The following is a 25,968-nucleotide window of genomic DNA, read 5'->3' on the forward strand; positions in this document are numbered from 1 at the left end:
AGCTCAGGGCGAACTCAGCCGGAGGAACTGCTGCGAACCCGCGGCCGGGACCTTGATCACCACCCGCGACACCCCCGGGCTTACCGGGGTGATGGACTCGACTGCGTAATCGACAGCCTGGAGCCGGCCCCACTCGCCGAGATCGCCGGAAAGCTCTACGTGGTAGTCCTCCCCAAGCACGAAGCCGGTGCGGACATTCCAGCCGAGTTCGTGGTCGCCGGGGAGCGCATGGGCCAGACCGAGCAGTGACGGCGTTTCCGCTGTGTTCGGATCGCCTCCGGACAGCAGCTCGAAGAACGCGGCCACGCCGTCATGATCGTCATCCGACGAGGGGCTGCTGACGCCAAAAGACAACTCCCAGGCGTCGAAGAGACCGTTCTCGTCGGAATCCTCGGTGAGGTCGGGACTGGCTTCGTCGATCAGGTCAACGATGACCGTGCGTTCCAACACACCGGGATTCGGAGCGAAGTGGTCGGCCACCTCCACGGTGAGCTGGTGCTGCGATTGGCGCTCGAAGTCGATGATGCCGTTCAAGCGCAGCTCACCGCTGGACGCATCCAGCGAAAACAGCCCGCGCTCATTCCCGGCGGTGATTGTGTAAGTCAGCAGCGACTGGTCGGCGACGTCTTCGCGGACGTCGGGATCATCCGCACTCGCCAAACCGACCACATGGCCGGCGGATTCGTTTTCCGAAAGGTTCGTCTGCCCGATGCTCCCCTCCGCCGGCATCGGAGCGACGTTGGCATGGTGATCGATCCACTCGCCGATGAGCGCAATGCCCTCCGCATCGAAGACGTTCGTGGCGAGCGGCGGCATCTGCGAATAGCCGTTGAAAATGCCGTTGATCACGCTGCGGGCATTGATCTTGTTCCAAAGCGCCGAGTTCGCCTTGTCCCCGGGCCGGATGATGTGATCGGTCAAGTCCGGCGTAGCTTCGCTGACCGGATGACTGTAGAGCAGTCCGGTCTGCTCCAGGGTGAGATGGCCCCGTGCATCCCACGACTCCGGCGTGCCGCCGCCGGGCTGGTGGCAGTAGGAGCAATTCACCGCAAGATAGGAGCGGACCCGTTCCTCGATCCCGGCGCCTGTTTCATCCGGCCGGTAGAAGCGCGGCAGGCTGACGGGCTCGGCTGTGAGGCCGTTCAGGTATCCGCCGTTCGAAAGCAGCGTCAGCAAATTGCCGGTCTGCCCGTGGATCGTCTGCTGCAGATTGAACTGCCGCGTGCTCATGCTGAGCGCATGGCCGGCCGTCGCGGTGTGGCAGCTCAGGCATTCGGCGCGCGACGGGATATGCCAACCGACACTGGCTGCCACGCCATTCTCATCCGCATAGCTCACCGTGAAATCCTCGCCGCTGTTAGGCACCAGCGTCGCCTCGGTGCCGGCTTCGTTCCAGCGGTAGGAGACGCCATAGGACCCGCTGCTATTCCGCACCAACACGCGGGTTTCCAGCCTCTTCTTCAAGGTTCCCGGATTGCTCCGGTCGAGATCGAAGTCGAAGTGCTTCACCCAGACCATGCCATCGGGGAAAGACCAGTTCCCGTCCTGCGACCAGCCGATGGTGTCGGTGAGGTTCTTGATCACGAACCAGCGCTTCTTCTCCGCGCCGTCCGACCAGAAAGTAAGGTTCGGCTCATAGGGAACCACCCCGGGATTCGGCGTCAGGTCGGCAAGGTCGGCAAACAGGCCGAGCTCCGAGAGAGTCGCCGGATAGTCCTCCGGGCCGGGCGGCTGCACGGTGATGCGCATCAGCCGGTTGCTCCCGCCATTCTCGAGCACGAAGATGCCCTTGGTCACCGGGTCCACGTGAAAGTCCACGATGCGGTTGGTGCTGAGCCGCAGGTCGGTCAGTTCGATCACCGATGATCCATCGCGGCTGATGCTCCAAATCCGCCCGGAGCCGTAGTCGCCGCAGATGTAGCGGTTGGTCAGCGTGGGCAGCGCGCTATCGCGATAGTAGATTCCGCCGGTTGCCGAGTTGTTGCCGTTGCTGTGCGGGTATGCGAACAGCGGCGGCTTGTGCGGCGTCGTGCCGGATGGCTGAGGTGGCACGAACGCGAGGCCGGGCGTGACGATATCGCCCTCGTAATAAGACCAGCCGCCGTTCTCGCCTTTCTTCAGGATCGAGAACTCCTCGCGGGCATCCTTCCCCACGTCGCCGATCCACGCCTCCGTCGCGCCGGTGCCATCCTCGACATCGAGGTGAAACTTGAAGGGATTGCGCAAGCCCACCGCCCACATCTCCGTCCGGACTTTGGAAAGCTGGCCGGAGAAGTCGGCCCCATCGAAGCTGCCGTTCCAGCTACCGCCCAGACTGGTGTGCACGAAGGGATTGTCCAGCGGCACCCGGAAGTTCGGCTCCTGCGCGGTGCTCGTGTAGGGCGTGTTCGGGCTTTCGAGACCATTCAAGCCACCCACGGCGATGGCGTAGTGAAGGTTTGGCTTCGGATTGGTCGAGGCGGGATTGACGTCGATGCGGATCAACGAGCTGTAAAAGTCCTTGGTCAGCCGCTGGCCATTCCGGTAGGGGTCACCTTGGTCGCCCTCGTCGCCGAAGGTGATGTAGAGATAACCGTCGGGCCCGAATTTCGCGTCGTTGATGCTGTGGAAGAGGTGCTGCTCGGCGAGATTCAAGTACGGCCACTCGGTCGCCATCACCGCCGAGCTTTCCGCCGCCGAAAGCCCGTCCGCAGCCGCCACGAGGTGGGCCGGGGAAAGCGTGAAACGCGAGACACGCAGGTCGCACTCGATCACCGGGTCCAGCCCGCCGTTCTTGTCGAGATTCGACATCACATCATGCAACGTCTGTCCCGGACTGGGGACGGGCAGGCGAGTCGAATCGCCCTGATAGTTCACGACGATGTGCCCGGTGGTGGCGAAGTCGGGAAAGCACTCGATCGAGTAAATGCTGCGTCCGCGCGTGAAGTTTGAAAGCGAGGCAACATCCAAGACCAGATGCTTCACCGGCACTGCCGCCGTGGAGTCCGGCACATACCAGATCGAGCCATTGACCGAGGCGACGAGCAGCGCGGACGGAGTACCGGGCACCGAGGTCATCGCCACGGCATTGGGGAAGCTTAGCCCCGGCATCGCGTCAATGATCGCCAGCCCCCCGGCCGCGGCAGCCGGAGGATCGGCAGGTACCGTCGCCGTCACATTGGCGAGGCGGAAATTCCCGCTGATGGTGACGTTCACGTCTCCCTCGGACGGCTGCGTCCCACCTGCATTGGAAATCCGGTAGCGAAAACTATCCACACCGGCGGTGGTGCCGGTGTGCTTGTAGATGAATATTCTCCGGTTCGCATCGTAGCTCGCGGTCCCATGTGCCGGGGACGAAACGAGCTGCAAGCTTGCCGGATCGAAGATACCTGTGTCGTTTGCCAAGGGACGCAAGGTAGTCCCGCCGCCGATGCTGACTTCGACGGCATCGCTCACGGCGCGCGGCTCCGTGCCCGGAATGGGAGGCAGCGTGAGGTTGGCAGCCGCGGTATCGACATAAAGATCGTCGTAATACACCGACGTGTTGGCACCGTTGGTCGATTTCGTCAGGAAGGCCACGAGAGCATTGGTCCCGGGAGCGTTGCGGAAGCCGAAGCCGGTTCCGCCCGTGTTGTTCAGGATCTGTGTCTGGTTCTTGTAGGTGCTATCTCCCTCGCTTTGCAGGTAGAACTGCCAGGTATCGGAGCTGTTATTAATCACCATCCAGACATTGTACCAAGTGCCCTGCACGATCGGCTTGTCCACCGTGGGGCCAACATTGCGGCCCCGGATATTCGCACCCGAGATCCCGCCTTGGGCTTCGAACACGCCGAAGTTTCCGCCGAGGTCGGGACTCGAAACATCTGAGATTCCCCACACCTCGTCATTGTTCGCAGTGAGGCGGCAGACCCGGAAAAAGAACGTGGCGGTAGTACCTTGGGGGATTGCGAGAGATGACAAGCTCGCCCCGCCATTTCCCGCACGATGCAAGACCTTGTTTCCGACGACTACCGGATCAGCGATGACCTGCGCGCAGGTGGCATTCGAAGCAATCCAACCGTGCTGGCCACCCACATTGCCAAGTGCCTTCGTCTGGAAGTCTTCTACCAACGTGAATCCCGCATGGGCAGGCAGAAGCAAACACAGCGCAAGACACACGAACAGGCGTCGCGGATTCCTTGGGTTATTCATGGGTTAGTCGCAGGTAAGCGGCAATCTGTATGACATCAATCCTAAAGTTGCATAAAATTGCCTAATTTTCCCAAAGCGCATTTTCCCGCTCTGACTGTGCGGTTCGGCTCTAGAAACTCCCTTCCTCAAAACATGACGACCCTAACAACTCCGCTGATTGCGGGAGGAGGCGCTATGCGATTCCAAGCGCGGGCCGCAGGAATCTAGGGCACTACTAAAAGTGCAATTCAAGGAACAACGAAAGAAACGAAAGCTCGCGGAAGAAAGGCATGGAACCTCTTCGTTCGTTTCGATCGTTTCGTTGCTCCCTTCTATCGAGGCACCGGAACTTCTCGGAGTTGCCTTTACTCCGCGGCGAAATCCGTATCCGCCTTCTCCAATTCCAGCTCCCTGATCCAGATGTTGCGGAAGCGGACGTCGTGACCTTCCGCCTGCAGCTTGAGACCTTGGGGGGAGTCGGTGATCCCCTTCCCGCCGTCGTTTCCGCCATCCACGCCGGAGTTCGGCCCGCCCCAGACCTGATTGATGGACTGGTTCACGTGCGCCTTCTTGCCATTGAAGTACATCGTCACCATCGGCTTCTCGGCGAGCTTGCCGTCCTTGAAGCGGGCGGCGCGGAAGACGATGTCGTAGGCATTCCATTTCCCCGCGCCCAGATAGTGCTGGTACGGCGACTCGGTCTCGTTGATCACCGCGGCCATGCCGTGCTTGGTCTTGTCGCCATCGAGGATCTGGATTTCGTAGCGGTTCTGCAGGTAGACGCCGCTGTTGCCCCCCTCCTTGGCGATGTTGAATTCAATGTGCAGTCGGAAGTCCTTGTATGCCTTCTTCGTCACAATGTCGGCCGTGCCGTATTTCCCACCGGCCGCGGCGGGATCGTCGCTCATGACCACGGTGCCCTTGTCCACCGGATCCTCGACGATCTTCCACTTGATCGGCAGCGATGACGCAAAGCGCGGGCCCTGCCAGTAGGTCCACTTGGCGTCGAGCATCTCGCGGCTGCCATCGAAAACCACCTCGGCTCCTTCGACAGGCTTGGCCCCGACGCCGACTTCGGCATGAAGGGTTCCAAGGGTGGCGAGCAGCGGAAAAAGAAAGCGATGCATCACTGGCCTACACGTGGCAAACGACCGGTCTTTCCATCGATCGTGTCACGGCGCGGGCTTCACGTTTTCCAGCAGGAAAAGTGCGTCTTGATAATCGCCATTGGCCGCTTCCTCGAAGCCGACCACAAAGGCGTCCTTCAGATCGCGGCCGGCAATGCGGGATGCCGGGTAAACTCGCGCGGTGCGGGCGATCTTCGCCTCAGTGGGCAAGCCGGGATCGGTGAAGGACACGTATTGATGAGCATTCAGGTAAAACGCGAAGCCTTCGGCGGGAGCCTCGATCTCGACTGAACTCGCACCGCCCTCAAGTGGCGGCAGCAGAGATTGATGAGCGTCCGGCACGGCCATGGAATCCGCCAGCTTGCCCGACTCGACCAGCGCGGTGCTGCCTTTCGCGACGATTCCAAAAGGCGTCGCACCCGGAGGTGAAAAGCGCGCGAGCGGCGTGATGCGGACCTTCCCCTCGCCTGCTTTCGCGAAATACGGCACATCCTTGCTTTCCCCGATCGTGTCCGGCTTCGTGTCGAGCTCCAGCTTCGCGCCACCGACATCCAGCGGCATCCCCAGCGCATGAACGACCGACTGAAGCGACGGCTCATTCTTTCCTTCAAACGCCGCGAGCCCGATCCCCTGGAGAATCACGAAAGCCCCGCTCTCCGGCGTGCCGATGCGCAGGCCCGCGCTGTAGCGGTCTGCCCCGTGCGTCGGCCGAAAGTTCACCGTCACCTCCATGCTCTCGCCCGGTGCGAGTTCCATCTTGCCCGACGTCGCACTGAAGGCACCGGCATCCTTTCCTGTGATCGATACCTCCGCCGGCAGTGAATGCTTGAGCGGATTCTTCACGGTGATCGTTCCACTGCGAGCCAGCCTGTCCTTCACCGCGCTCAAGCTGAGCAAGCTCTTGTCCGGACGCAGCGGCTCTTCCAGCTCGCGGATCTCGATCTTCCGATACTGGATCTCCGCTCCCTCGAATTGCAGGCAGAGCTTCCCTTCCTTCAAGGCTCCGCCTGTTAGATGCTGCATGCCCTCCAGTCGCGAGCGGACGTGGCCGTTCAGGATGTGCTCGGCGGATTCGTCGGCATGCACGATCACCTCCGAGCGATTCCATCCCGCATGATCGTACTCGGGAAAGCGGCCGAAGTAGGTCTGGTTCTTCGCCTTCCGCAAAAAGCCGCCATTCTCCGGCAGCAAGGAAGCGTCGCCCTGCCCCTGCGGAGCCTGATCGGGATCCGGATGCGCCCAACTGTATCCGCTCTCCCCGATGAAAATGATGTCGCCGCTATCCCCCTCCTGAATCTGATACTCCACCGAGGGCGGCCAGATCTTCGCGGTATTGGACGCGTGATAGAGCAGGCCCGCATCACGGATCGCGTCCTTCCGCGGTGCGAATTTCTTTTCCAGCCAGCGATACTCCAACGCCAGGTGAAAGCGCGAGTAGGAGCCGTCACTCGTGATCACGCCGAAGGGGACCTTCATCGTCGGATCGCTGTCGGCGTACATGTGGATCGCCCCGTCGCGGACCTGCACGATCCGGTCGGGATCCTGACCCACCGGCAGCTTGTCCACCGTCACCGTCCACCCGCTCAGATCCTTGCCGTTGAAGAGGCTCTTCCACTCGCCCTGTGCGCTGGCGGCGGAGGCGATCACGAGAAAGGCGGCAGAGACGGAGAAAAAGTGGGTTTCCATAGGACAAGGCAAAGCAGGGGTTCCTACGGATGAGCAAGGCCATGGTTGTCAGACAGATTGTCATGATCGGGGGCTTCGGGATCCTGAAAAAAGACGCCTGCCGCCCCTAGAGACGGCAGGCAAACCGGGAGACAGGTAAGCGTCAGACCATGCTGTGCAGCCCGACCACATTGCCTTCGGGATCGCGGAAGATGCCGATGAAGCCGTGTGGCGCGATGTCCATGCGCTCTTTCAGCACGATGCCACCGGCGGCAGGGATGCGGGAGAGCACGCCATCGAGGTCGCCCTCGACATTCAGATAGACCATGGTGCCTCCGGCACCAGGCTGACAGCCCTCCATCTGGGTGATCGCGCCACAGACCCCCTTGTCGTGGTCGCCGGGGAAGACCACCATACGGCAGCCTTCCATCGAGGCTGGCTCCAGCTTGGAATCGAGGATGGTGCTGTAGAAGTCGGTGGCATTGGCCAGATCGTTGGTGAAGATCTCGAACCAGTTCAGGGAATTCGTTTTCATGGTGTTGTCAGGTTGGTGGTTGGAATTCCGCCCGTAGATCGGGGCGACACGCACACTCCACCACGGCCCACTGACAACCCTATGTCAGGAGGGTTTTCAAAACACTCCCGTGACCTCAATTCGTCGTCGGAGTGCCCACCCCGGTCTTGCCCGCCACCCTCCGCGGCCTTAAGTCCCGGCCATGGATCTCTCCGAATTCCGCAAGGAATACTCCGACCGCGGGCTGCATCGCGAAGACTTGGACGCCAATCCGATGGTGCAGTTCGAGCGGTGGTTCCAGCAGGCGGTGGAACTGGGCCTGCACGAGCCGAACGCGATGAGCCTGGCCACCGTCGATGCCACAGGACGGCCGCTGCTGCGCACCGTGCTGCTGAAATATTTCGACACGAACGGCTTCGTCTTTTTCACCAACTACCAGAGCCGCAAGGCCAGGCACATCGCCGAGAACCCGCAGGTGTCGCTGCTGTTCCCGTGGGTGATCCTGGAGCGGCAAGTCATCGTGCAAGGCCGCGCCGAGAAAATCTCCGCCGCGGAGTCGCTCAAATACTTCACCTCCCGCCCGCGCGAATCGCAGCTCGGGGCCTGGGTGTCGGACCAGAGTTCGGTGATCTCCTCCCGCAAGCTGCTGCTGCAAAAGCTGGCGGAGATCAAACAGAAGTTCGCCCACGGCGAGGTCCCGCTGCCGTCGTTCTGGGGCGGCTTCCGCGTGGTGCCGGAAACCATCGAGTTCTGGCAAGGCGGCCCAGCCCGACTGCACGACCGCTTCTTCTACGAGTGGAAAGACGCCGGGTGGGAAATCGAGCGGCTGTCGCCGTGATCGCCCCCGGGAGCGCCGGTCTTCAGACCGGCCTGAATGGTTCCTCGATGCTGACTTCTCCCTTCTTGAAGCCACGGAAGGCAACCTGACTCCACTTCGGCCCTACGTGGACGGGGCGACAGTTGCTTCCGGGAAGCATTACTGGACTGCTCTTGACGGGCCCTCATACGGAAAGCAATTCCATCTTCCCACGGTAGGCCATGGCTTCCAGGCCGGCTTGGAAGCACCATTCGAGCCGGTCTGAAGACCGGCGCTCCCGGGAGAAAGCCCGACACGTCACTCCCCCGCCAACCGGATCCCCTCGTCCCCGATCGTGATCTTGCGCTTCTTGAAGAGCGCGCCGGTCGCCTGCTTGAACGCCTTCTTGCTCACGCCGAGCGCCTTGTGGATGTCCTCCGCGGGGCTGGCGTCGCTGATCGCCCAGAAGCCACCGCGCTGCTTCAGCTCTTCTTCGATGCGCGTTTCGAGATCGTCGATCCGCGTGCGGCCGGGCGGATAGAGGGAAAGATCGATCTTCCCGTCGGGGCGGGCTTGGACGACGTAGCCCTTGGTCTTCTCCCCCGCACGCAGGCGGCGGAAGACCTCGTTGGCGAAGAGCACGCCGGAATGCTTGCCCTCGATGATCGCCTTGTAGCCGAGTTCGGTCTTGCCGTAGAGCATCAGCTCCACCTCTTGGCCTTCCTTGTAATCCGGCGGCGTTAGATTGAGATATTTGTTGAGCCGCCGGGTGGCGACGATGCGGCCGCTCGCGTGATCGACATGGACGTGAACGACGTAGGACTTGCCAGCCTCGATCCGCTCCTTTTGCTCGCGGAATGGCAGCAGCAAATCCTTTGGCAATCCCCAGTCAAGGAAGGCACCCACGCCAGTGATCGCCAGCACTTCCAGATACGCGAACTCACCCGGCATCACCTTCGGCTGCTTCAGCGTCGCCACCGGTCGGTCCTCGGAATCGTGATAGAGGAACACATCCACGACCCCGCCGATCTGCCAGTGGCGTGGCATTTCACGGCGCGGCAACAGCACCTCGCCGAGTTCGTCGCCGGCATCGAGGAAGAGGCCGAAAGGCTGCTCGCGGAGGATCGTCAGTTGGGCGCGCTCGCCGATCTTGGCCATGGGAAGAGGAATGAACCGCCAAGACGCCAAGTGCGCCAAGGAAGCAATGATTGATTGTTGGCGACCGTTGCCGGAGATCGAAGCCAAATCCCTCAAAAACTTGGCGACCTTGGCGTCTTGGCGGTTCAAATCTCCCAGATCAGAGCAACTTCCGCTTCTTCGGGTTCCGCTTCTTGCCGCCGAAGACCACTTCCTTGATGTTGAAAGCCTCGGGGTCGTATTCGCCGCGATACCAGCCGATCTGACCATGGAGCGCTTCCATGTATTGGAAGGCCCCGCCGAAATCCTCCGGCGGACAGGCGCGGGCACCATCGATCATCAGCGGCCCGGCTTCCTCTCCCTCCTCTTTTTTCTCCAGCACGACCTCGTGGATCCAGTCCTCCGCGAAATCGTAGCGGTAGAGCAGGCGCAACGGCAGGCGTTTCTTGCCGATGAAGTCGGCGAGCGTGACCTTCAGCTCGTCCTGGAACTCGCCGCCCTTCGGCACCTGGTCGGCGAGGCCGACGGGACCGATCACGTCGGTCAACCGCTTGCCCTTGCCGTGGCGGAACTCGTGCGGGTGCTTGTTTTCCCAGCCCATCGCATCCTGGATGGCGTCGTTGAGCTGGAGGAAATTGAACGACGCCGGCACCGAAAACTGCCGCCAGATCTGCGGCGTGATCTGGTAGAGGAAGACTTTGACGACGATGCGCGGCTGGGACATGCGCCGGAGCTTGAAAGACCCCGGCGCGGGGCGCAATGCGGGAATCCCCGGTTGTCGGGGCAACTGCCCCGGCTATTGTGCCGCGGACGATGGGCGAAACGGTAGATCCCGGCCTCGAGAAAACCCGGCGCTACCTGCCGTGGGTGGTGGCCGTGGCGTTGTTCATGCAGCAGCTCGACGGGACCATCGTGAACACCGCGGTGCCGACCATGGCTGCCTCGCTCGGCGTGGCGTCGCTGAGCCTGAAATCGGTGCTGACGAGCTATACCATCGCGATTGGCGTGCTGATTCCGCTGAGCGGCTGGCTGGCGGACCGCTTCGGGACCAAGCGCGTGTTCGGTTTCGCGGTGGCGGTCTTCACGCTCGGCTCGCTCGCCTGCGGTCTGTCGCAGAACCTGCCGATGCTGATTGCCTCGCGGGTGCTGCAAGGGGTCGGCGCGGCCTTCATGATGCCGGTCGGGCGCATCGCGCTGCTGAAGACCTTCCCCAAGTCCGGCATCTTGCGGGCGATGAACTTCGTGATCATCCCAGCGCTGTTAGGTCCGCTGTTGGGTCCCCTGACCGGCGGACTCATCGTCCACTGGCTGCCGTGGCGGATGATTTTCCTGATCAATCTACCGATCGGGCTGCTCGGGCTATGGCTGGTGAAAAAACACATGCCGGACCATCGGGGAGTGGAGAATGACCGGCTCGATACGGTAGGCTTCGTGCTCTTTGGCGGCGGCGTCGCGCTCCTGTCGTGGGTGTTGGAGATCTTCGGCGAGCACTCGATGGACCCGCTGCCGGTGGCCGGTCTGGCGGCGCTTTCGCTGGCACTGATCGGCGGCTACCTGTGGCACTCGCGGAGGGACCCGCAGCCCTTGCTGCCCCTGGATCTTTTCAAGGTCCGCACTTTCCGCGTCTCGGTCGCGGGCGGGTTCGTCACCCGGCTGGGCATCGCGGGCATGCCGTTCCTGCTGCCGCTCCTCTATCAGCTCGGCATGGGCTTCACCCCATGGCAGGCGGGCCTGTTGGTGATGCCACAGGCGGGCGCGGCGATCGGGATGAAGCTGCTCACGCAGCGAATCCTCGGCCGCTTCGGCCACAAGCAGGTGCTGGTGGTAAACACGCTGCTGATGGGCCTGCTGATCGCGGCTTTTTCCCAAGTCGGCCCCGGCACGCCGGTGTGGGCGATCCTGCTCTTCAGCGTCGCCCAGGGCTGCGTCTCGGCACTGCAATTCACCGCCATGAACTCGCTCGCCTACGCGGACACCAGCGATGCCGAAGCGAGCGACGCCAGCACCATGGCGAGCACCGGGCAGCAGCTCTCGATCAGCTTCGGCGTGGCCTTCGCCTCGCTGGTCACCGGGGCCTTCCTCGGAAGCATCGACCGCTCGGATGCCGCGCTGCTGGTCCCGGCACTGCACAAGGCCTTCCTGCTGTTAGGCGCGGTCAGCGTCGCCAGCGCGGCGACCTTTCTCACGCTCAAGAAAAGCGATGGCGCGAATGTCAGCGGTCATGGGCAGCCGGCCGATACCGATCCGTGAGCTTGGATGTTGAAGCCACTAGCAATGGTGGGTAGCATCCCTTGAATCATGAAGGCGCTTACCCTTGGTCTGATCTGGTGGTGCATAATCGCTCTCGCGCCGGCCCATGCCCAAGTCGTGCCCTCGGATCCGTGGGCCAACCTGGAGACGGTAAAGGAGTTCGTAGTTGGACCGGAAAAGCATGACGTAAAGCAAGGTCCACGCCTTCGCATTCAACTTCTAGAACCTGCTCCCATTTATGGAAGCGGTGGCGGACCAGGGTGGATTACTGACGAAAATGAGAATCTGGATGTCTGGCAAATGGACGTCGGAGATCACGCCTTCCTCTTCACCTCCCAACTCGATCTCTTCATCGACAACCTGTATGCGGGCAAATGCAAACCGAACGACGACGTTCGTTACGGTCACGGCCGACTCTGGGTGAATGGAGTTCCCCGCCTCCTCGTGGAACCTTCCAAAAAACAAAAGCACCTTGTCATTGAAGATCCCGAAGACCCGCAGCCCGAGGGCGGTCTCGTCGATGAAGAGCTCTGGAAGATTTACGTCAAACCATTTGGATCAAGCGGTGGCAGAGGGACAGAGGGGACGCGCACAATAATTACAAATGGAATGACGGTGATCCGCGTCTGGAACAACTGGTTCCATCTTCACGGGGTCAACTACGGCCGGGTCAATCCAGGGGACGAAATCCGGGTGAGAGACGGCCGGGTGAGCATCAATGGGAAAGTCCGCCATCCCGCCTCACCTCAGCCCGACGCTTCCAAGGCGGCGGCCCCGGTTGAGAAAAGCGTATCGCCTCCTGCGAAGCCGGAGGGTCACTGAAGCAGCTTCTTCGCCGGCAGCCACAGCAGTGCTGGCACCAGCAGGCTGAAAGCCAGTGCCCAGCCCGGCGCCTCGCGGCCCGCGGCACCGATCCACGCGTAGAGGAAGCCAACCGGCAGACTGCCACAGATGAGCGAAACGAGGAACCGGCCGAATGGCATGCGCACCAGGCCGGCGGTGCAGGAGACGGCTTCCGGCACGATCGGCAGCGCACGGGAGAGCGCCACCATCCAGCCCCCGCCGCGGGCGAAGAGCAGCTTGCCCTTCTCGAAATCGCCATCGCCTAACAGCTTTCGCGCCGCCCTCTCGCCAATCAGCCGCCCCACCCCGTAACCGCACAGTCCCGCGGTGATCGAGCCCGCTGCGGCGACCAGCCCCCCGATGACGGCACCGTAGACGTAGCCGAGGGCCGACATCACCACGGTCCCCGGCACCGGCAGAAGCAAGTCAGCCGCCAGCAGGCCGATCCCCGCCGCCCACGCCCACGGGCCGGCTCTTTCCAGCCACGCCACGGAACCGGCAAGCGAAAAGCTCTCCTCCCACGCGCCACCCCACAGCAGCCACGTGCCGAGCACGATGGCGGAGAGGGCGATGAACCAAAGGACCAGTCTCATGACGTTAGAAAACCCACCATGCGAGCAGTGACACGACCACGAGGCAAACCCCGTCCAACCAAGCCCCCGCCCGCAGCATCTCACGCTGGGGAATCCTGCCGGTGGCGTAGACGATGGCATTCGGCGGGGTGGCCACCGGCAGCATGAAGCCGCACGAGGACGCAAGCGCCAGCGGGATCACCAGCTTGGAGGGCTCGATGCCAAGCTCCTTCGCCACCGAGTAAAAGATCGGCACCATCAGCGCGGCGGTCGCGGTGTTGCTCGAAAACTCACCGAGCACGATGACAAAGGCCAGCGAGATGGCGATGATCACGATGACCGGCCACCACGCCACCAAGCTCACGATCTCGCGGGCCAGAAACAGGCTGGAGCCGGTCTTGTCGAGCACCGCGCTGAGCACGATGCCGCCGCCGAAAAGCAGCAGCACACCCCACTCCGTGCCGGCTTCCACCTGCTTCCAACTCACTGCCCGCGTGACGACCAAGGCCACCACGACAAGGAGCGCGACCAAGGTGTCGAAGGAATTGGCAATGCCCAGCCGCGGCGCGATGAGGCCGCCAAAGATCCAACAGAGACCGGCGCTCGCAAAGATGACGAGCGTGACGATCCGCGAACGAGTCCAGGTGAAACGCATGAACTCCGGCTTCGTGAAGATGGCCGCCTGCGGCCGGCAGGAGAACCGCAGCACCACGATCATGAGCGGCAGCAGAAGCAACATCGAGGGCAGGCCGAAACGCAGCCACTCCACGAAACCGATCTCCAGCTTGGCCGCAGCAATGCCATTCGGCGGCGTGCCCACCAAAGTACCGAGGCCGCCAATACTGGCAGCGTAGGCCGTGCCGAGCAGCAGGTAGATGGCATTCCCGCGCATGTTTCCCTCGCAGCGGATCTGGCCGAGGATGCCGATCACCAGCGGGATCATGATCGCCGTGGTGGCCGTGTTGCTCATCCACATCGAGAGCCCGGCGGTGGTGGCAAACACCAAGTACGAGACCCGTAGGAAATCACCCTTTCCCGCGAGAACGATGCGATCGGCGATCCACCGGTCGAGCCCCTGCGCGGCCATCGCGGACGAGAGCGCGAAGCCGCCAAAGAACAGAAAGATCAGCGGATCCGCGAAGCCGGCCATCGCGGATTTCAGGTCCATCACCCCGGTGAGCGTGGCGAGCACCGGCACCAGCAATGCGGTGATCGCGAGCGGCAGGGCTTCCGAGATCCACAGGAAGCCGATGCAGAAGAAGATGCCGAGGCCCAGCTTCACCTTGGCGGGATCGAGCCCGGCCCCGGCATGACGGGCCGGATCGATCGGTAGCAACAAGCCTAACGGAAGCAGTGCGAGACCTGCGAGAAGAAGCCAGGTATCCCTCCGCCGGAAGAACGGGCGGGCAGCCTCACGGGCAGGGTCTTCCTGAGGGCGTTCTTCGTCCATCGTGCCCGCGGTTCTGGCGGGAGTTGTGGAAGAGAGCAAGCTCTTGCCCGGAATGCGATGCCATCCGGCTCACTCCTCCTCGTCCTCGCCGCCTTCGGCGAGCGCGGGTTCGAGGCGGCGGAAATGGATTTGGCCGACACGCCGGCCATCGGTGCTGGTGACCTTGGCTTCCCAGCCATTGATCTCCATCGTCTCGCCGACTTCCGGGAAACGGCCGAGCTGCTGGGTGATGTAGCCGCCGACGGTCGTGACCTCGCCGCTATCCATGTCGAGTTCCTCGGCCATGACGGAGAGGTCATTGAGGGTCATCGAACCCTCGATCACGAATTCGTTGTCATTGATCCAGTTCGACTCCGGCTTCTCGTTGTCGAACTCGTCCTGGATGTCGCCGACCAGTTCCTCGATCACGTTGTCGAGGAAGACAATGCCGACCGGAGTGCCGAATTCATCGACCGCCATGGCGAGGTGGGCGCGCTCCTTGAGGAAGAACTTGAGCAGCATGTCCAGCGGCATGGTGTCCGGGACCATCTTCAGCTCGCGCTTGATCCGCATCAGGTCGGGATCGGGCGTGCCGACCAGCTTGAGCACGTCCTTGATGTGGATCAGGCCGATGGCGTTGTCGAGGTGACCGCCCTTCACCAGCGGGAAGCGGGTGTGCTTGCTGCGGCGGGCGACCTCGAGGGCCTTCTCGAAAGGCTCGTCGGCATTGAGCACAACGACTTCCTGGCGCGGCGTCATCACGTCGCGCACCCAGAGTTCGTTCAGGCCGAGCGCATTGATCAGGATCTCGCGCTCGGTCTCGGTGACTTCCTCGGCCCGCTCGCTTTCGGCGACCAACAGCGCGAGTTCGTCAGACGAGTGGATGTGCTCGCCCTCCGCCACCGGATCGATGCCGAAGACCTTTTTCAGGATCCAGTTCGCCGTGCCATTGAGCACGCGGATCGCCCAGTGGAAGGACTTGTAAAAGACATGCAGCGGCCCGGCCAACATCAGCGTGGTGGCGAGCGACTTGCGGATCGCGATCGATTTCGGCAGCAGCTCGCCGATCACCACGTGCAGGAAGGTGAACGACGCGATCGCGAGCAGGAACGAGGTCGCCTTGATCGGGCTGAAGGTCTTGCCCCAGATGTCCACGGAGACCGGGACGTTCATCTTGTAGAGCAGGGGCGAAACCAGCGCCTCGACGAACGGCTCGCCCAGGAAACCGAGCGCCAGCGACGCAATGGTAATGCCTAGCTGGTTCGCCGAAAGGTAACCGTCGAGGTGGCTGACGACGTGATAGGCCGTCTTGCTGGAGTGGGTCGGCTTCTCCTTGTTGACCGCCTCGATCTGGCTCGGCCGCACCTTCACGATGGCGAACTCCGAGGCGACGAAGAAGGCGTTCAGAAGCAGGAAGAAAACAATGCCGGCGAGATACAAGATCGCCTCGCCGGCCGAGGGAAACTCGGTTCGCAGCTCGGCGGACGACGCCAGCAGGAAGATGTCAGGGAGGAAACTCATCCCGGACTAGAGTTTTTCGTAAACGCCTTGGTCTCGGCGTTCGAGTATGGTGAAACCCGCCGATTTGGCGTCGCTCACGGACAGCGGTTTCGCGATCCGTGGCGTGTTCACCTTGGAAATCACCTTGCGCACCGGTTGGCGGCAAAGCGGGCACTGCTCGAGTGCCGGGCGGTCAATGGGCCGCCTGAGTTCAAACCCCTTGCGGCAAACGCGGCAAGATCGTTCAGGATCCTCAGGGTTCTCGGAAAGGTATTCGTAGATGGGCATGAATAAGACGGAAGGACGGGCAGTTACCGCCTTCCGTCAAATCTAAGCGGGCAGCGTGCCGGAATTACCAGCTCGACTTCGTCACGCCCGGGATCATGCCGTGCGAGGCGAGCTCGCGGAAGCTGATACGGGAGAGGCGGAAGCGGCGGATGAAAGCGCGGCGGCGGCCGGAGAACAGGCATCGGTTCACCAGACGGGTCGGGCTAGCGTCACGCGGCAGCATGGTGAGGCCGATATAATCCTTCTCCGCCTTCAGTTTGTGACGGAGGTCGGCAAACTTGGCGACCGTGCGCTCTTTGCGCTCGTTGCGTGCAATCCAGCTCTTCTTGGCCATAATTCGGGGCGCGGTGAATACCCCACCAGCAGACCCGTGCAAGCCCAAACTTGGGATTTTCGCGGGGCAGAATCGTCACTGGGTCGCAACCGGACGTTGCCAGAACGTCGGTGGAAACCGGTTGACCAGCCCTCATAATCGATATCCAAAGCGTTCACAATCAATGGAGTAAATAACCTGATCCGCTCCAAAACGGACCAGGGATTGCTCCAGCAACATGCCCACCCGCGCAAGCAAACGGATCGATTTTTCATTCAGCGCCTGGGTCTCCGCTACCACCTTCGTCAGCTTCAGCGTCTGGAAAGCATGCTTGAGAACCGCCGTCACCGCCCAAGCCGCATGGCCATTTCCCTGATGCTCCGGGAGAAAGGTGTAGGAGACCTCCATGTCATCCCCGTGGTGATGAGGGGCAAGGTAGACCGAGCCGAGGAATTCATCGTCACTGATCCGGCGCACGGACCAGACAGAGGATCGCTCCACTTTTCGAAACAAGGCTTCAGCCTTCTCCCTGGCGACCAAAGGGTCGTCCGGCCCGCCGAGGAAGGCGCGGACGACGGGATCCGTGTAAAGACGAACGAGATGGGGTAAGTCCTCTTCGCGAAGACTCTCGAGCCGGCACTTCGGAGATTCCATCAAGGAGAGATCAACGGGTCGCCAGAGGCCTCGCCCAGAACTTCGACGGAGGCAGGTCATTCGGCCGCAAAACCACGATTCCAGCGTGCTTGGAGCCTTGGTTGAGGTAGTCCGTGATCGGCCGGTCGATGATGGTCATCCGGCCCTTGTCGCGGTCCGAGGTGGCATGGGCGAAATAAGCCCGGCCTTGGAGTTTCACGATCAGCCCGACGTGGGAGGTGTAGCCACCGCTGCCGTTGTAGGTGATCGCGCAGACATCGCCGTCCTGCAGGTAGCCTTCGATGGCGCGGACTCCCTTCTTCGGGATGTGCCAGACCGGCAGGTTCGAGACCCGGGCCTCGATGCGGCCCATTTCAGGCAGCAGCGAGGGGCTGTTCCGCAGGTAGCGGTAGCTTTTCCACTGCACGGTCATCTCGCGGATCTCGCGGCGCAGGCGGACGGCGCCAGGCAGGCGCGGGGTGATGTTTTTCGCCAACCCACGGCGCTCGTTGTCCCAGAAAACCTCCTCCAGGTGGTGCATCCGGCTGAGGTAGCCGCCGGTGCAGACGCCGCCGCGGTAGCGCTCAACCTCCACCATGTGCAGCATGTCCTGCGGAATGTAGGGAGCCGGCTTGTAGCGGAGCATGCGGGCGAAGGCCAAGGCGTTCTCGTAGTAGGTCCAGCAGTCCATCCCGCCGAGGTTCACCACCGGCGACTCGATCTTGTCGTGTACCTCCAGCGTGTAGTTCACGTAGGGTGTGCCAACCATCGCCCGTGCGGCGCGGATGGTGCGGGCGCCGAGCGGGAGTTGCCGCCAGTTCTCCTTTTCCGCCTGCTGGACCAGCGTCCGGAATTTCGCGTCGCCCTTGAAGATGGTCCCCATCGGCAGCCGCACCGGGCTCGGCGGGGTGACGGTGTGCTGGGCGGTCACCGGCAGCACGGCCAGCATCAAGGCGGAGAGGACGACCAATTTCATGCGTCGCATCCTACGGAGATCTTAGAAAAAGCAAAGGAGCATTCCGAATCGCCCGCTACGTGGAACGCCGCAGGGCTTGAAAGGTGAGGGTCGCGGCGGTCATCGTCCCCAGCATGAGCTACGAGGCACCCAGCAGTCCGCGCGATGAAATCGACGGCGTGATCTATTTTCCGCGGCTATGCCACAAGGTCCGCTTGCACGCCACCGGTAAACTTCACCCGCAGTATCACGCCAACCTCGGCGGCGGCATGGACCTGTGGACCTGCCAATTCTTTGGCGTGGACTACCCTGCGCTCGCCGAGCAGATCCGCGCCGGTAAGTCCGACGCCGAAGCGCTCGCCTGGGCCCGGGACAACGGCACCGCCCGCAGCGCGACGGAATTCGCGTGGTGGTCCGCCTTCATGCGCACCCGCGGCTTCCGGGACGACATCGCAGGGAAGCTGGTGCAACGCAAGGCCGAGTCCGGCTTCCAGGACCGGGACGACATCCTGACCTTCATGGACTACATCGACGCCGACGAGGGACGGCTCTAACAGCTCACTCCAACAGGTGCTGGAGCCCCTTCGGGTCCATGGCATGGCGGGCGGCCGTTTCGCGATCGATGGTCCCTTTGCGGACCAAGGCAGCGAGCGAGCGCTCCAAGGTCACCATCCCCTCCTCCACCCCGGTCAGCATGGCATTGCGCAGGTAGTGGTCCTGCCCTTCGCGGATGCCGGTGGCGACGGCCGGGGTCACGATGAGCTTCTCGATCGCCGGCATCAGCTTCTTGGCTTTCGTCGGCACCAGACGTTGGGACAACACGGCGCGCAGTGACGACGCGAGTTGCACCCGGATGAGCGGCTGCTGGTGACCGGGAAAGACATCCACGATCCGGTTCACCGCCGAACTCGCCGTGCCTGAATGCAGGGTCGCCAGCACGAGGTGCCCGGTCTCCGCCGCGGTCAGCGCTGCGGTGATCGTTGCGAGGTCCCGCAGCTCGCCTAACAGGATCACGTCCGGATTCTCCCTCAAGGCCGCCCGCAGTCCCGTGCTAAAGCTTTCCACATCCGACCCGACTTCGCGCTGGTGAATGAGGCACTGGTTCTCGCGGTGCTCGTATTCGACTGGGTCCTCAATGGTGATCACGTGGCGCGACCGGGTCCGGTTGAGATGATCCACCAAGGCCGCCAGCGTCGTCGACTTCCCGGAGCCGGTCGTGCCGGTCACCAGCACCAGCCCGCTTGGGTAAGAAATCAGCTCCAGCAGATCCTCGGGCAATCCCAGATCGGCGAGCGGCGGGATCTTCTGGCGGATCGGCCGGAGCGCCGCAGCCACCCCGTCGCGATGGCGGAAGACATTGATGCGAAAACGCCGGCTGCCCCCGGAAAGCTCCCAGCGGGTCGCAAAATCGGTGCTGCCGCTTACCTCAAGCTCGCGCCTCGATTCCTCATCGGGGATGAGTTCCAGGATCTTCGCAGCGTCCGGCGGATCCGCGTCGAGAAAGGACAGCACGCCATTCCTCCGCACCCGCGGCCGCTTTCCCGAGGAGAGAAAAAGGTCCGACGCATCAAGCGCCGCCGCCTGATCGATGAGCGCGAGCAAATCCGGCCCGGACCTGACCGGTGACGGAGCCTTTGTGGGAACCGGCTCCTGCGCCTTGGCGAAGTCGGCCACGGCTTTCGTAAGCGGGTCATGGTCTTCCACGGCGGGCGGCAAGGCCTCGGCGGCGTGGATTTCGATCCGCAGTTCGTCACTGGAAGGAAGAACCGCATAGCCAAAGGCCGCCCCATCCGACGCCCGGAACGTTCCCTCCCGGCGCCCTGAGACCTCGTCGCCCGTGATCTCCCCTGCGATCCGTCCGAGCATGTCCGCCCGGAAGGCCGGCATCGAGAGTTCGATCGTTTCGCCTCCTTTGAGCAAATACGGGACGGCATCCGAGACCAGCACCAGCCGCTCGGCCCGCTTCTCCATCATCAGTTTCAGGAAAGTATCAATGACTGCCATGGTCGCCGTGCTCTCCACGAAAAGCCGCCGGGCGGCGGAATCGTCTCTCCGGACGAAAATGAAAGCTTGCGTTTATTTCGGACATCTTAAATATCAACCCATTGTCCACGGTGTCATCGCTTCCCCGGCGCTGCACCATCCCGCCGAACGATGCAGTTCCCCACCCTTCAGACTGTCCTGTTTTTTGCCGCGCTGGCTTTGCCCGCGGCAGCGCAGACGCTTCAGCCCGCCTTGGAGCAGCGTTACGAATCCGGTCAGTATCTGATCACACTCGGAGCCTCGACGGTGAATCAACATGCCGGGATCGATCTGCGGAATGGTCCCGGTAACGCGTGGATTTTCGACTTCTGTGCCGACTTCAGCGCGGGCGTGAACAACAGCTCGCACTACAACGTGAGCGCAGGCTTCGGCAGCCTCACGCTCGATCAGGCCGACGACCTTTCCGCCCTGCTCTACAACACCCTGCCGGTCTTCGATGGCATGGTGCGCGACGCGATCACCGCCAGCGGGGACGATTGGCCGGACGTCGGCTACAGCGGCTACAACGACCTTCTCGCCTACGCGGCCGGCATGCAGCTCGCATTGTGGGAAATCATTCACGACCCCGCGTCGGGTGACCTCGATTCCGGCAACTTCAGCGTCGATACCGTCGCCGATCCGGATGTCGCCTTGGGCCGTAGCAACGCCGACGCTTTCCTCGACGGCATCGCCGGCGGCTGGACCTCTCAGCCCGGCTTCACTTTCGAATACGCGCGACCTACCGATGCGGGCGGCACTCCGGTTCCGAATGGCCAGGACCGCCTCTGGGTTGTCATCCCGGAGCCCTCATCCGCGCTGCTCGGTGCCTTCGGCTTGCTCTTCCTGCTGCGCCGCCGCCGCGCCTGAAACCATCCTCCCCAAAGATCCCCGTCCGGCCTCGTGCCGGCGGGGATTGATTTTTTCCGGGGCTGGACGCTCCGCGGGCGGCATCTAAACTCCCGCGCATGTCCGAATTCGTCTATCAGGATCCCTTCCCGCTCGGTCCCGACACCACTGAATACGAGTGCCTCACCGCGGAGCACGTCGCCGTCTCGGAATTCGAAGGAAAGACGATCCTGAAAGTCGCGCCGGAAGGCCTCGCCCTGCTCGCCAACGAGGCGATGAAGGCGATCAATTTCACCCTGCGTCCCAGCCACCTCGCGCAGGTTGCGGCCATCCTCGACGACCCCGAGGCCACCGAAAACGACCGCATGGTCGCGCTGATGCTGCTGAAGAACGCCGAGATCGCCGCCAAGGGCATCCTCCCCGCCTGCCAGGACACCGGCACCGCCACCGTGGTCGGCAAGAAGGGCCAGCAAGTGTGGACCGGCTGCGATGACGCCGAGTGGCTGTCGAAGGGCATCCACAAGACCTATCAGGAGGAAAACCTGCGCTACTCGCAGACCGCCCCGCTCACGATGTATGAGGAGGCGAACACCAAGACCAACCTCCCCGCCCAGATCGATCTCTACGCCTCTGAAGGCGACGCCTACAAATTCCTCTTCGTCTCGAAGGGCGGCGGCTCAGCCAACAAGACCTTCCTCTATCAGGAAACCAAGGCACTCCTGAATCCCAAGCGCCTCAAGGAATTCTGCGTCGAGAAGATGCGCTCGCTCGGCACCGCCGCATGCCCGCCGTATCACCTCGCCATCGTCATCGGCGGCACCTCGGCAGAGACCTGCTTGAAGACCGTCAAGATGGCCTCGACGCGCTATTACGATGCGCTGCCAACTTCCGGTAACATCCAGGGCCAGGCCTTTCGCGACATCGAGCTGGAGAAGGAGCTGCTGGAAGCCGCGCGCAACATCGGCATCGGCGCGCAATTCGGCGGGAAATACTTCGCGCTTGATGTCCGGGTCGTCCGCCTGCCGCGTCACGGCGCGTCCTGTCCGGTGGGCATCGGGGTCTCCTGCTCGGCCGACCGACAGGCGAAGGCGAAGATCACCAAGCACGGCATCTTCCTTGAGAAGCTCGAGAAGGATCCCGGCCGCTTCATCCCGGAGAAGTATCGCGATTGGAAATTCAAGGGCGTCGAAATCGACCTCGATCAGGGCATGGAAAAGACCCTCGCGACCCTGACCAAGTATCCCGTCACCACCGCCGTCTCGCTCAGCGGCACCATCATCGTCGCCCGCGACATCGCCCACGCGAAGCTCAAGGAGGTGCTCGATGAAACCGGCGACCTCCCCGCCTACTTCAAGGACTATCCGATTTACTACGCCGGCCCCGCCAAGACGCCCGCAGGCTATCCGTCCGGCTCCTTCGGCCCCACCACCGCCGGCCGTATGGACAGCTATGTGGATCTCTTCCAAAGCCACGGCGGCTCCAAGGTCATGCTCGCCAAGGGCAACCGCTCGCAGGCCGTGACCGACGCCTGCAAGGCCCACGGCGGCTTCTACCTCGGCTCCGCCGGCGGCCCCGCCGCCTTGCTCGCCAAGGAACACATCAAGAGCCAGGAAATCGTCGAATACCCCGAATTCGGCATGGAAGCCGTCTGGAAGATCCGCGTGGAAAACTTCCCCGCCTTCATCCTCGTGGACGACAAGGGCAACGACTTCTTCAAGAAGATCAACGAGTGCCCGGTGTGCGTGTGACAACAAGCGTCTCCCTATGACCGGCCTAGTGTCCATCATGGACTACCTCGAGAGCGAGGCATCGAGACACGAAAAGCATGAGTTCGTTGGCGGCCTCGTCTTCGCCATGTCCGGTTTTTCGAATCTCCATAACGTGATTGCCGGCAATGCCCTCGCGATCCTTCACAGCCAGTTGCGAGGGAAGGCCCCCCACGTTTTCAACAGCAGCACCAAGATTCGCGTTCAACGCCCCGACCACACTCGCTTCTACTATCCAGACGCGATGGTCGTCTGCCATCCGAACCCAGCGACCGATTACTTCCAGGACCAACCGGTCGTCGTGGTCGAGGTGCTGAGCGAGTCCACCCGACGCGCCGACCTTGGGGAGAAGCGCGATGCCTACCTGACGGTTTCCGCCCTCAAGGTGCTGCTTCTCGTCGAGCCCGACAGCGCCTCAGTCACTGTCCACCGCCGCCGCGCCGAAGGTGGGTTTGCCATCGAGCGCCACGACAGCTTGGAAGGCACCATCCCGCTGCCCGAGATCGAGGTATCCCTGCCGCTGGCGGAGCTCTACGCGCGAGCGGAAATCCCGGACTAGCAACTTCGGGACCAGCTCTGAACTGCCTTGCCTGCGCCCCCTTGAGAGAGGTAGGCTCGAGTCGATGAATTGGTCCCTTTTGCCTCTGCTTGCCGTCGTCCTGCTCGGCTCCTGCAAATTCAAGGCAGTCGTCTCGAGCGGATCGGAACTGAAAGGCGAAGGCATCACCTTCCAAGTACCCGACGAAACGTCCTCTTCCTCCTCCGGCTCCGGCGGGATCGAGTTCAACGGCGAAAGCGTGAAAGCCAAGACCGACGGCAAGACCCTGACGGTGGACGACAAGGACTATGGCGCGCTCAAGTCGGGAGACGTGGTGGATCTCCGGGAGAAAGGAAAGGTCCTCGTGAATGGAGCTGAACGCTCTCCCGTGACGCCTTGAGCCTGCTCACCTCGAAATCCCCCGCTTCGACCCTTCGATGAACTCGATCAGGTGCTTCACCGGCTCATGGTTCGCGGGGCGGTCCGCTTTCAGCGAGCTGAGCTGGTTAGTGAGATTGATGTCCTTTTTCAGGAAGAGCTTCTTGTAGGCGGACTTGAGCGCCTTGATATCGTCCTCGGAAAAGCCGCGGCGCTGAAGCCCGACTTGGTTGAGCCCACGGGTGGCGGCAGGATTGCCGTCGATGATCATGTAGGGCGGCACGTCCTGGACCACCTTCGCGCAGCCGCCGACGATCGAGTGGCAGCCGATCCGGCAGAACTGGTGGATCGCTGCGAGACCGGAGACGATCGCGTAATCCTCTACCTCGACGTGACCACCGAGGGTGCCGTTGTTGGAGAGAATGATGTGATTCCCCACCTGGCAATCGTGGGCGACGTGGGAGTAGCAGAGGAAGAGATTGTCGTTGCCGATCCGGGTTGGCGTGTGGACGTGGGTGCCACGGTGGATGGTGCAGTTCTCGCGGAAGACATTGCGGTCGCCGACCTCAAGGAAAGTCGGCTCGCCCTCATACTTGAGGTCCTGGGTCTTCCCGCCGACCGCGGCGAAGGGGAAGAACTCGTTATCCTTCCCGATCCGGCACGGGCCGCCGAGGATGACGTGGGAGTGGAGCACGCAGCCGTCGCCGAGTTCGGCACCGGCCTCGATGATGCAGTACGGCCCGACGCGGACGTTCGCGCCGAGCTTGGCTTCCGGGGAGATGATCGCCGTCGGATGGATCACGGGCGGGATTCCGAACGACCCGGCCGGGGATGGCGAACGTTTTTTGCGCTGCGTGGTGCGAGGAGATTTGGGGAACCCCGGAATCACGCGGAAAGGCGTGAAATTTAAAAAGCGGAGTGGACGACCTTGACGCCTTGATCGGCGCCTCCCTCAACGCATGAACATCAGGCCGCTGAAGTACCATTCGGCCAGTTTCCATCCGCCGAACATCCACGTGAACGCACCGAGGATGAGGAAGGGGCCGAAAGGCAAAGGCCTGCCAAAACCAATCCGCCCCAGCGCCGCTGCCACGATTGCATAGAGCGAAGCCGCGAAGAGACCGAACAAGACCCCGGCCCAGCCGAAGAAGGCACCGATGGCTCCGAGAAGGTGCACGTCGCCCATCCCCATGGCCTCACGGGGAATCACGGCACCGGTTCCCATGCCCTCCAGCGATTTCAGCTCATCCAGTGGGATGACTTTTCCGCCCGGTAGCACGATCTCATGTTCGCGGATCGTCACTTCACCCGCCCCGAAGCCTTCGCCATTCGCGACGACCTCGGTGGCCTCGATGACCAGCCGGTCGGTCTTGCGGAAGAAGAGGTCCCACCACGCGGTCTTCTCGCCGTTCATCTCGAAGAAGATCGGATCCACCTCATTGTCCGGCTCGATCAGCTTCCACGGCACCGGTTCCGGAAAGGCGACCTTCTTCTTTCCAAAGGCAAGCTTTCCCAGCCGCACCATGCACCACAGCCCGCAGAAACCCATGATCCAGCCCACGACGGAATGCTTCAGCCCGTCCTTCAGCGTGGGATCCCAACCCGCCCATCCCGCGAGATCGGTCAGCCTCGGCCACAATGCCGCCGCTCCCAACCCGGCAATCGAAATCGCCGTGGTGAATGAGGTCGGGATGATCATGTGCTCGGCATCGATGAAGGTGATCGCAACGAACAACGCGGCCATGACCCACAGCGGCAGAAGTGCGCCCAACTCCAGCCGGATCAACTGGCCGAGCGGGACCGACGATTGCAGGAACCACCAGAGGGCGGCGAAGAGCAGCGCGGTGAGCAATTCCACGCCGAAGTAGCGGAACGCGATCGGGGCCTTGCAGTTGGCGCATTTCCCGCGCAGCCACAGCCAGCTCACCAGCGGAATGTTCAGCCGCATCGGAATGTCGGCCTTGCACTTCGGGCAGAACGAGCGCTTCGGCTCATTCACCGAAAGCCCGATGGGCACCCGGTAAATGACCACGTTCAGGAACGACCCAATGCAGGCGCCGAGGAGGAAGGTCGGCACATACCAGACGGGATGGGCCAAAGATGGGAAAATCTCGATCAAGGTGGCACCATTCAATCGCAGCGAAAGCATTTCGGAAATCCGAAATTTCTCGGGGCTCCAGCCGCCTCCCCGGGCTTGCCTCACCGTCTCCAACAGGCATTGTTCGCGGGGTGATGCGGCTGCTTGGC

General features: G+C 62.4%; 24 protein-coding genes. 8 read left to right on the forward strand and 16 right to left on the reverse strand.

All coding sequences use genetic code 11. The features are described from left to right. Nucleotides 1-3: 3 nt before the first annotated feature. The 4 genes from OKA05_RS12240 to OKA05_RS12255 all read right to left on the reverse strand — a co-directional run bounded on the left by OKA05_RS12240 (nucleotide 4) and on the right by OKA05_RS12255 (nucleotide 7,476). Complete coding sequence (locus OKA05_RS12240) at nucleotides 4-4,170, reverse strand: cadherin domain-containing protein (protein ID WP_264487429.1); 4,167 nt, start codon at nucleotides 4,168-4,170, stop codon at nucleotides 4-6. 344 nt (nucleotides 4,171-4,514) lie between these two features. Beyond that, nucleotides 4,515-5,276 carry a 3-keto-disaccharide hydrolase gene (locus tag OKA05_RS12245; protein ID WP_264487430.1) on the reverse strand — a complete coding sequence of 254 codons (762 nt, stop codon included), beginning with the start codon at nucleotides 5,274-5,276 and terminating at the stop codon, nucleotides 4,515-4,517. A 45-nt stretch (nucleotides 5,277-5,321) separates the two neighbouring features. Further along, nucleotides 5,322-6,962 (reverse strand): 3-keto-alpha-glucoside-1,2-lyase-like domain-containing protein, encoded by a 1,641-nt coding sequence (locus OKA05_RS12250; protein ID WP_264487431.1) that lies wholly within the window; start codon nucleotides 6,960-6,962, stop codon nucleotides 5,322-5,324. A gap of 142 nt (nucleotides 6,963-7,104) precedes the next feature. After that, nucleotides 7,105-7,476 (reverse strand): VOC family protein, encoded by a 372-nt coding sequence (locus OKA05_RS12255; RefSeq protein ID WP_264487432.1) that lies wholly within the window; start codon nucleotides 7,474-7,476, stop codon nucleotides 7,105-7,107. Between the two features lie 181 nt (nucleotides 7,477-7,657). On the opposite strand from OKA05_RS12255, the gene pdxH reads away from it, so the two are divergent. Then, nucleotides 7,658-8,293 carry a pyridoxamine 5'-phosphate oxidase gene (pdxH, locus tag OKA05_RS12260; protein ID WP_264487433.1) on the forward strand — a complete coding sequence of 212 codons (636 nt, stop codon included), beginning with the start codon at nucleotides 7,658-7,660 and terminating at the stop codon, nucleotides 8,291-8,293. A 276-nt stretch (nucleotides 8,294-8,569) separates the two neighbouring features. Here pdxH and OKA05_RS12265 read toward each other — a convergent pair whose 3' ends face one another. Next, nucleotides 8,570-9,409 carry a CvfB family protein gene (locus OKA05_RS12265; protein ID WP_264487434.1) on the reverse strand — a complete coding sequence of 280 codons (840 nt, stop codon included), beginning with the start codon at nucleotides 9,407-9,409 and terminating at the stop codon, nucleotides 8,570-8,572. Nucleotides 9,410-9,548: 139 nt separating this feature from the next. Then, nucleotides 9,549-10,112 (reverse strand): plasmid pRiA4b ORF-3 family protein, encoded by a 564-nt coding sequence (locus OKA05_RS12270; protein ID WP_264487435.1) that lies wholly within the window; start codon nucleotides 10,110-10,112, stop codon nucleotides 9,549-9,551. Between the two features lie 89 nt (nucleotides 10,113-10,201). On the opposite strand from OKA05_RS12270, the gene OKA05_RS12275 reads away from it, so the two are divergent. Continuing rightward, nucleotides 10,202-11,638 (forward strand): DHA2 family efflux MFS transporter permease subunit, encoded by a 1,437-nt coding sequence (locus OKA05_RS12275; RefSeq protein WP_264487436.1) that lies wholly within the window; start codon nucleotides 10,202-10,204, stop codon nucleotides 11,636-11,638. A 48-nt stretch (nucleotides 11,639-11,686) separates the two neighbouring features. Further along, the gene (locus tag OKA05_RS12280) at nucleotides 11,687-12,460 is read left to right on the forward strand and encodes a hypothetical protein (RefSeq protein WP_264487437.1); all 774 of its coding nucleotides are present in this window, start codon (nucleotides 11,687-11,689) and stop codon (nucleotides 12,458-12,460) included. Here the strand turns inward: OKA05_RS12280 and OKA05_RS12285 are convergent. The 7 genes from OKA05_RS12285 to OKA05_RS12315 form a co-directional block, all read right to left on the reverse strand. Continuing rightward, nucleotides 12,454-13,074, reverse strand: a complete 621-nt coding sequence (locus OKA05_RS12285; protein WP_264487438.1) for a TVP38/TMEM64 family protein — start codon at nucleotides 13,072-13,074, stop codon at nucleotides 12,454-12,456. The genes OKA05_RS12280 and OKA05_RS12285 overlap by 7 nt on opposite strands. A 4-nt stretch (nucleotides 13,075-13,078) precedes the next feature. Next, nucleotides 13,079-14,503, reverse strand: coding sequence for an SLC13 family permease (locus OKA05_RS12290; protein ID WP_264487439.1), 1,425 nt, complete (start codon nucleotides 14,501-14,503; stop codon nucleotides 13,079-13,081). Nucleotides 14,504-14,572: 69 nt separating this feature from the next. Next, nucleotides 14,573-16,003, reverse strand: coding sequence for a hemolysin family protein (locus tag OKA05_RS12295; protein ID WP_264487440.1), 1,431 nt, complete (start codon nucleotides 16,001-16,003; stop codon nucleotides 14,573-14,575). Between the two features lie 6 nt (nucleotides 16,004-16,009). After that, nucleotides 16,010-16,270 carry an FmdB family zinc ribbon protein gene (locus tag OKA05_RS12300; protein WP_264487441.1) on the reverse strand — a complete coding sequence of 87 codons (261 nt, stop codon included), beginning with the start codon at nucleotides 16,268-16,270 and terminating at the stop codon, nucleotides 16,010-16,012. Between the two features lie 64 nt (nucleotides 16,271-16,334). After that, entirely contained in the window at nucleotides 16,335-16,604 is a 270-nt protein-coding gene (gene rpsN, locus OKA05_RS12305) for a 30S ribosomal protein S14 (protein ID WP_264487442.1), read from the reverse strand. A 132-nt stretch (nucleotides 16,605-16,736) separates the two neighbouring features. Beyond that, nucleotides 16,737-17,237, reverse strand: a complete 501-nt coding sequence (locus OKA05_RS12310) for a GNAT family N-acetyltransferase (RefSeq protein WP_264487443.1) — start codon at nucleotides 17,235-17,237, stop codon at nucleotides 16,737-16,739. Between the two features lie 10 nt (nucleotides 17,238-17,247). After that, nucleotides 17,248-18,192: an N-acetylmuramoyl-L-alanine amidase-like domain-containing protein gene (locus tag OKA05_RS12315; RefSeq protein WP_264487444.1), complete on the reverse strand. Its 945-nt coding sequence runs from the start codon at nucleotides 18,190-18,192 to the stop codon at nucleotides 17,248-17,250. 113 nt (nucleotides 18,193-18,305) lie between these two features. Here OKA05_RS12315 and OKA05_RS12320 point away from each other — a divergent pair, with 113 nt between their 5' ends. After that, nucleotides 18,306-18,725: a DUF5069 domain-containing protein gene (locus tag OKA05_RS12320; protein ID WP_264487445.1), complete on the forward strand. Its 420-nt coding sequence runs from the start codon at nucleotides 18,306-18,308 to the stop codon at nucleotides 18,723-18,725. A gap of 4 nt (nucleotides 18,726-18,729) precedes the next feature. Here the strand turns inward: OKA05_RS12320 and OKA05_RS12325 are convergent, their stop codons facing one another. Beyond that, nucleotides 18,730-20,175 (reverse strand): type IV pilus twitching motility protein PilT, encoded by a 1,446-nt coding sequence (locus tag OKA05_RS12325; RefSeq protein WP_264487446.1) that lies wholly within the window; start codon nucleotides 20,173-20,175, stop codon nucleotides 18,730-18,732. A 150-nt stretch (nucleotides 20,176-20,325) separates the two neighbouring features. Between OKA05_RS12325 and OKA05_RS12330 the strand changes: the two genes are divergently transcribed. From OKA05_RS12330 to OKA05_RS12345, 4 genes are all read left to right on the forward strand, one after another. Continuing rightward, nucleotides 20,326-21,060: a hypothetical protein gene (locus OKA05_RS12330; protein ID WP_264487447.1), complete on the forward strand. Its 735-nt coding sequence runs from the start codon at nucleotides 20,326-20,328 to the stop codon at nucleotides 21,058-21,060. 98 nt (nucleotides 21,061-21,158) lie between these two features. After that, a complete protein-coding gene (locus OKA05_RS12335; protein ID WP_264487448.1) occupies nucleotides 21,159-22,787 on the forward strand; it encodes a fumarate hydratase in 1,629 nt (542 codons plus the stop codon). Between the two features lie 37 nt (nucleotides 22,788-22,824). Then, on the forward strand, nucleotides 22,825-23,364 hold the full coding sequence (locus tag OKA05_RS12340; RefSeq protein ID WP_264487449.1) for a Uma2 family endonuclease: 540 nt from the start codon (nucleotides 22,825-22,827) through the stop codon (nucleotides 23,362-23,364). 64 nt (nucleotides 23,365-23,428) lie between these two features. Continuing rightward, nucleotides 23,429-23,743: a hypothetical protein gene (locus tag OKA05_RS12345; protein WP_264487450.1), complete on the forward strand. Its 315-nt coding sequence runs from the start codon at nucleotides 23,429-23,431 to the stop codon at nucleotides 23,741-23,743. Between the two features lie 6 nt (nucleotides 23,744-23,749). Here the strand turns inward: OKA05_RS12345 and lpxA are convergent, their stop codons facing one another. Then, nucleotides 23,750-24,523 (reverse strand): acyl-ACP--UDP-N-acetylglucosamine O-acyltransferase, encoded by a 774-nt coding sequence (lpxA, locus tag OKA05_RS12350; protein WP_264487451.1) that lies wholly within the window; start codon nucleotides 24,521-24,523, stop codon nucleotides 23,750-23,752. 150 nt (nucleotides 24,524-24,673) lie between these two features. Beyond that, nucleotides 24,674-25,870, reverse strand: a complete 1,197-nt coding sequence (locus tag OKA05_RS12355) for a prepilin peptidase (RefSeq protein WP_264487452.1) — start codon at nucleotides 25,868-25,870, stop codon at nucleotides 24,674-24,676. Between the last annotated feature and the right edge of the window lie 98 nt (nucleotides 25,871-25,968).

Origin of the sequence: Luteolibacter arcticus (genome assembly GCF_025950235.1) — a bacterium.
In the GTDB taxonomy this organism is placed as follows: Bacteria; Verrucomicrobiota; Verrucomicrobiia; order Verrucomicrobiales; family Akkermansiaceae; genus Haloferula; species Haloferula arctica.

What these genes read in the sequence shown, in the direction of transcription:
- OKA05_RS12240 (WP_264487429.1), bottom strand. Translation starts at nt 4,170, where the DNA reads ATGAATAACCCAAGGAATCCGCGACGCCTGTTCGTGTGTCTTGCGCTG.
- OKA05_RS12245 (WP_264487430.1), bottom strand. Translation starts at nt 5,276, where the DNA reads ATGCATCGCTTTCTTTTTCCGCTGCTCGCCACCCTTGGAACCCTTCAT.
- OKA05_RS12250 (WP_264487431.1), bottom strand. Translation starts at nt 6,962, where the DNA reads ATGGAAACCCACTTTTTCTCCGTCTCTGCCGCCTTTCTCGTGATCGCC.
- OKA05_RS12255 (WP_264487432.1), bottom strand. Translation starts at nt 7,476, where the DNA reads ATGAAAACGAATTCCCTGAACTGGTTCGAGATCTTCACCAACGATCTG.
- pdxH (WP_264487433.1), top strand. Translation starts at nt 7,658, where the DNA reads ATGGATCTCTCCGAATTCCGCAAGGAATACTCCGACCGCGGGCTGCAT.
- OKA05_RS12265 (WP_264487434.1), bottom strand. Translation starts at nt 9,409, where the DNA reads ATGGCCAAGATCGGCGAGCGCGCCCAACTGACGATCCTCCGCGAGCAG.
- OKA05_RS12270 (WP_264487435.1), bottom strand. Translation starts at nt 10,112, where the DNA reads ATGTCCCAGCCGCGCATCGTCGTCAAAGTCTTCCTCTACCAGATCACG.
- OKA05_RS12275 (WP_264487436.1), top strand. Translation starts at nt 10,202, where the DNA reads ATGGGCGAAACGGTAGATCCCGGCCTCGAGAAAACCCGGCGCTACCTG.
- OKA05_RS12280 (WP_264487437.1), top strand. Translation starts at nt 11,687, where the DNA reads ATGAAGGCGCTTACCCTTGGTCTGATCTGGTGGTGCATAATCGCTCTC.
- OKA05_RS12285 (WP_264487438.1), bottom strand. Translation starts at nt 13,074, where the DNA reads ATGAGACTGGTCCTTTGGTTCATCGCCCTCTCCGCCATCGTGCTCGGC.
- OKA05_RS12290 (WP_264487439.1), bottom strand. Translation starts at nt 14,503, where the DNA reads ATGGACGAAGAACGCCCTCAGGAAGACCCTGCCCGTGAGGCTGCCCGC.
- OKA05_RS12295 (WP_264487440.1), bottom strand. Translation starts at nt 16,003, where the DNA reads ATGAGTTTCCTCCCTGACATCTTCCTGCTGGCGTCGTCCGCCGAGCTG.
- OKA05_RS12300 (WP_264487441.1), bottom strand. Translation starts at nt 16,270, where the DNA reads ATGCCCATCTACGAATACCTTTCCGAGAACCCTGAGGATCCTGAACGA.
- rpsN (WP_264487442.1), bottom strand. Translation starts at nt 16,604, where the DNA reads ATGGCCAAGAAGAGCTGGATTGCACGCAACGAGCGCAAAGAGCGCACG.
- OKA05_RS12310 (WP_264487443.1), bottom strand. Translation starts at nt 17,237, where the DNA reads ATGGAATCTCCGAAGTGCCGGCTCGAGAGTCTTCGCGAAGAGGACTTA.
- OKA05_RS12315 (WP_264487444.1), bottom strand. Translation starts at nt 18,192, where the DNA reads ATGAAATTGGTCGTCCTCTCCGCCTTGATGCTGGCCGTGCTGCCGGTG.
- OKA05_RS12320 (WP_264487445.1), top strand. Translation starts at nt 18,306, where the DNA reads ATGAGCTACGAGGCACCCAGCAGTCCGCGCGATGAAATCGACGGCGTG.
- OKA05_RS12325 (WP_264487446.1), bottom strand. Translation starts at nt 20,175, where the DNA reads ATGGCAGTCATTGATACTTTCCTGAAACTGATGATGGAGAAGCGGGCC.
- OKA05_RS12330 (WP_264487447.1), top strand. Translation starts at nt 20,326, where the DNA reads ATGCAGTTCCCCACCCTTCAGACTGTCCTGTTTTTTGCCGCGCTGGCT.
- OKA05_RS12335 (WP_264487448.1), top strand. Translation starts at nt 21,159, where the DNA reads ATGTCCGAATTCGTCTATCAGGATCCCTTCCCGCTCGGTCCCGACACC.
- OKA05_RS12340 (WP_264487449.1), top strand. Translation starts at nt 22,825, where the DNA reads ATGGACTACCTCGAGAGCGAGGCATCGAGACACGAAAAGCATGAGTTC.
- OKA05_RS12345 (WP_264487450.1), top strand. Translation starts at nt 23,429, where the DNA reads ATGAATTGGTCCCTTTTGCCTCTGCTTGCCGTCGTCCTGCTCGGCTCC.
- OKA05_RS12355 (WP_264487452.1), bottom strand. Translation starts at nt 25,870, where the DNA reads ATGCTTTCGCTGCGATTGAATGGTGCCACCTTGATCGAGATTTTCCCA.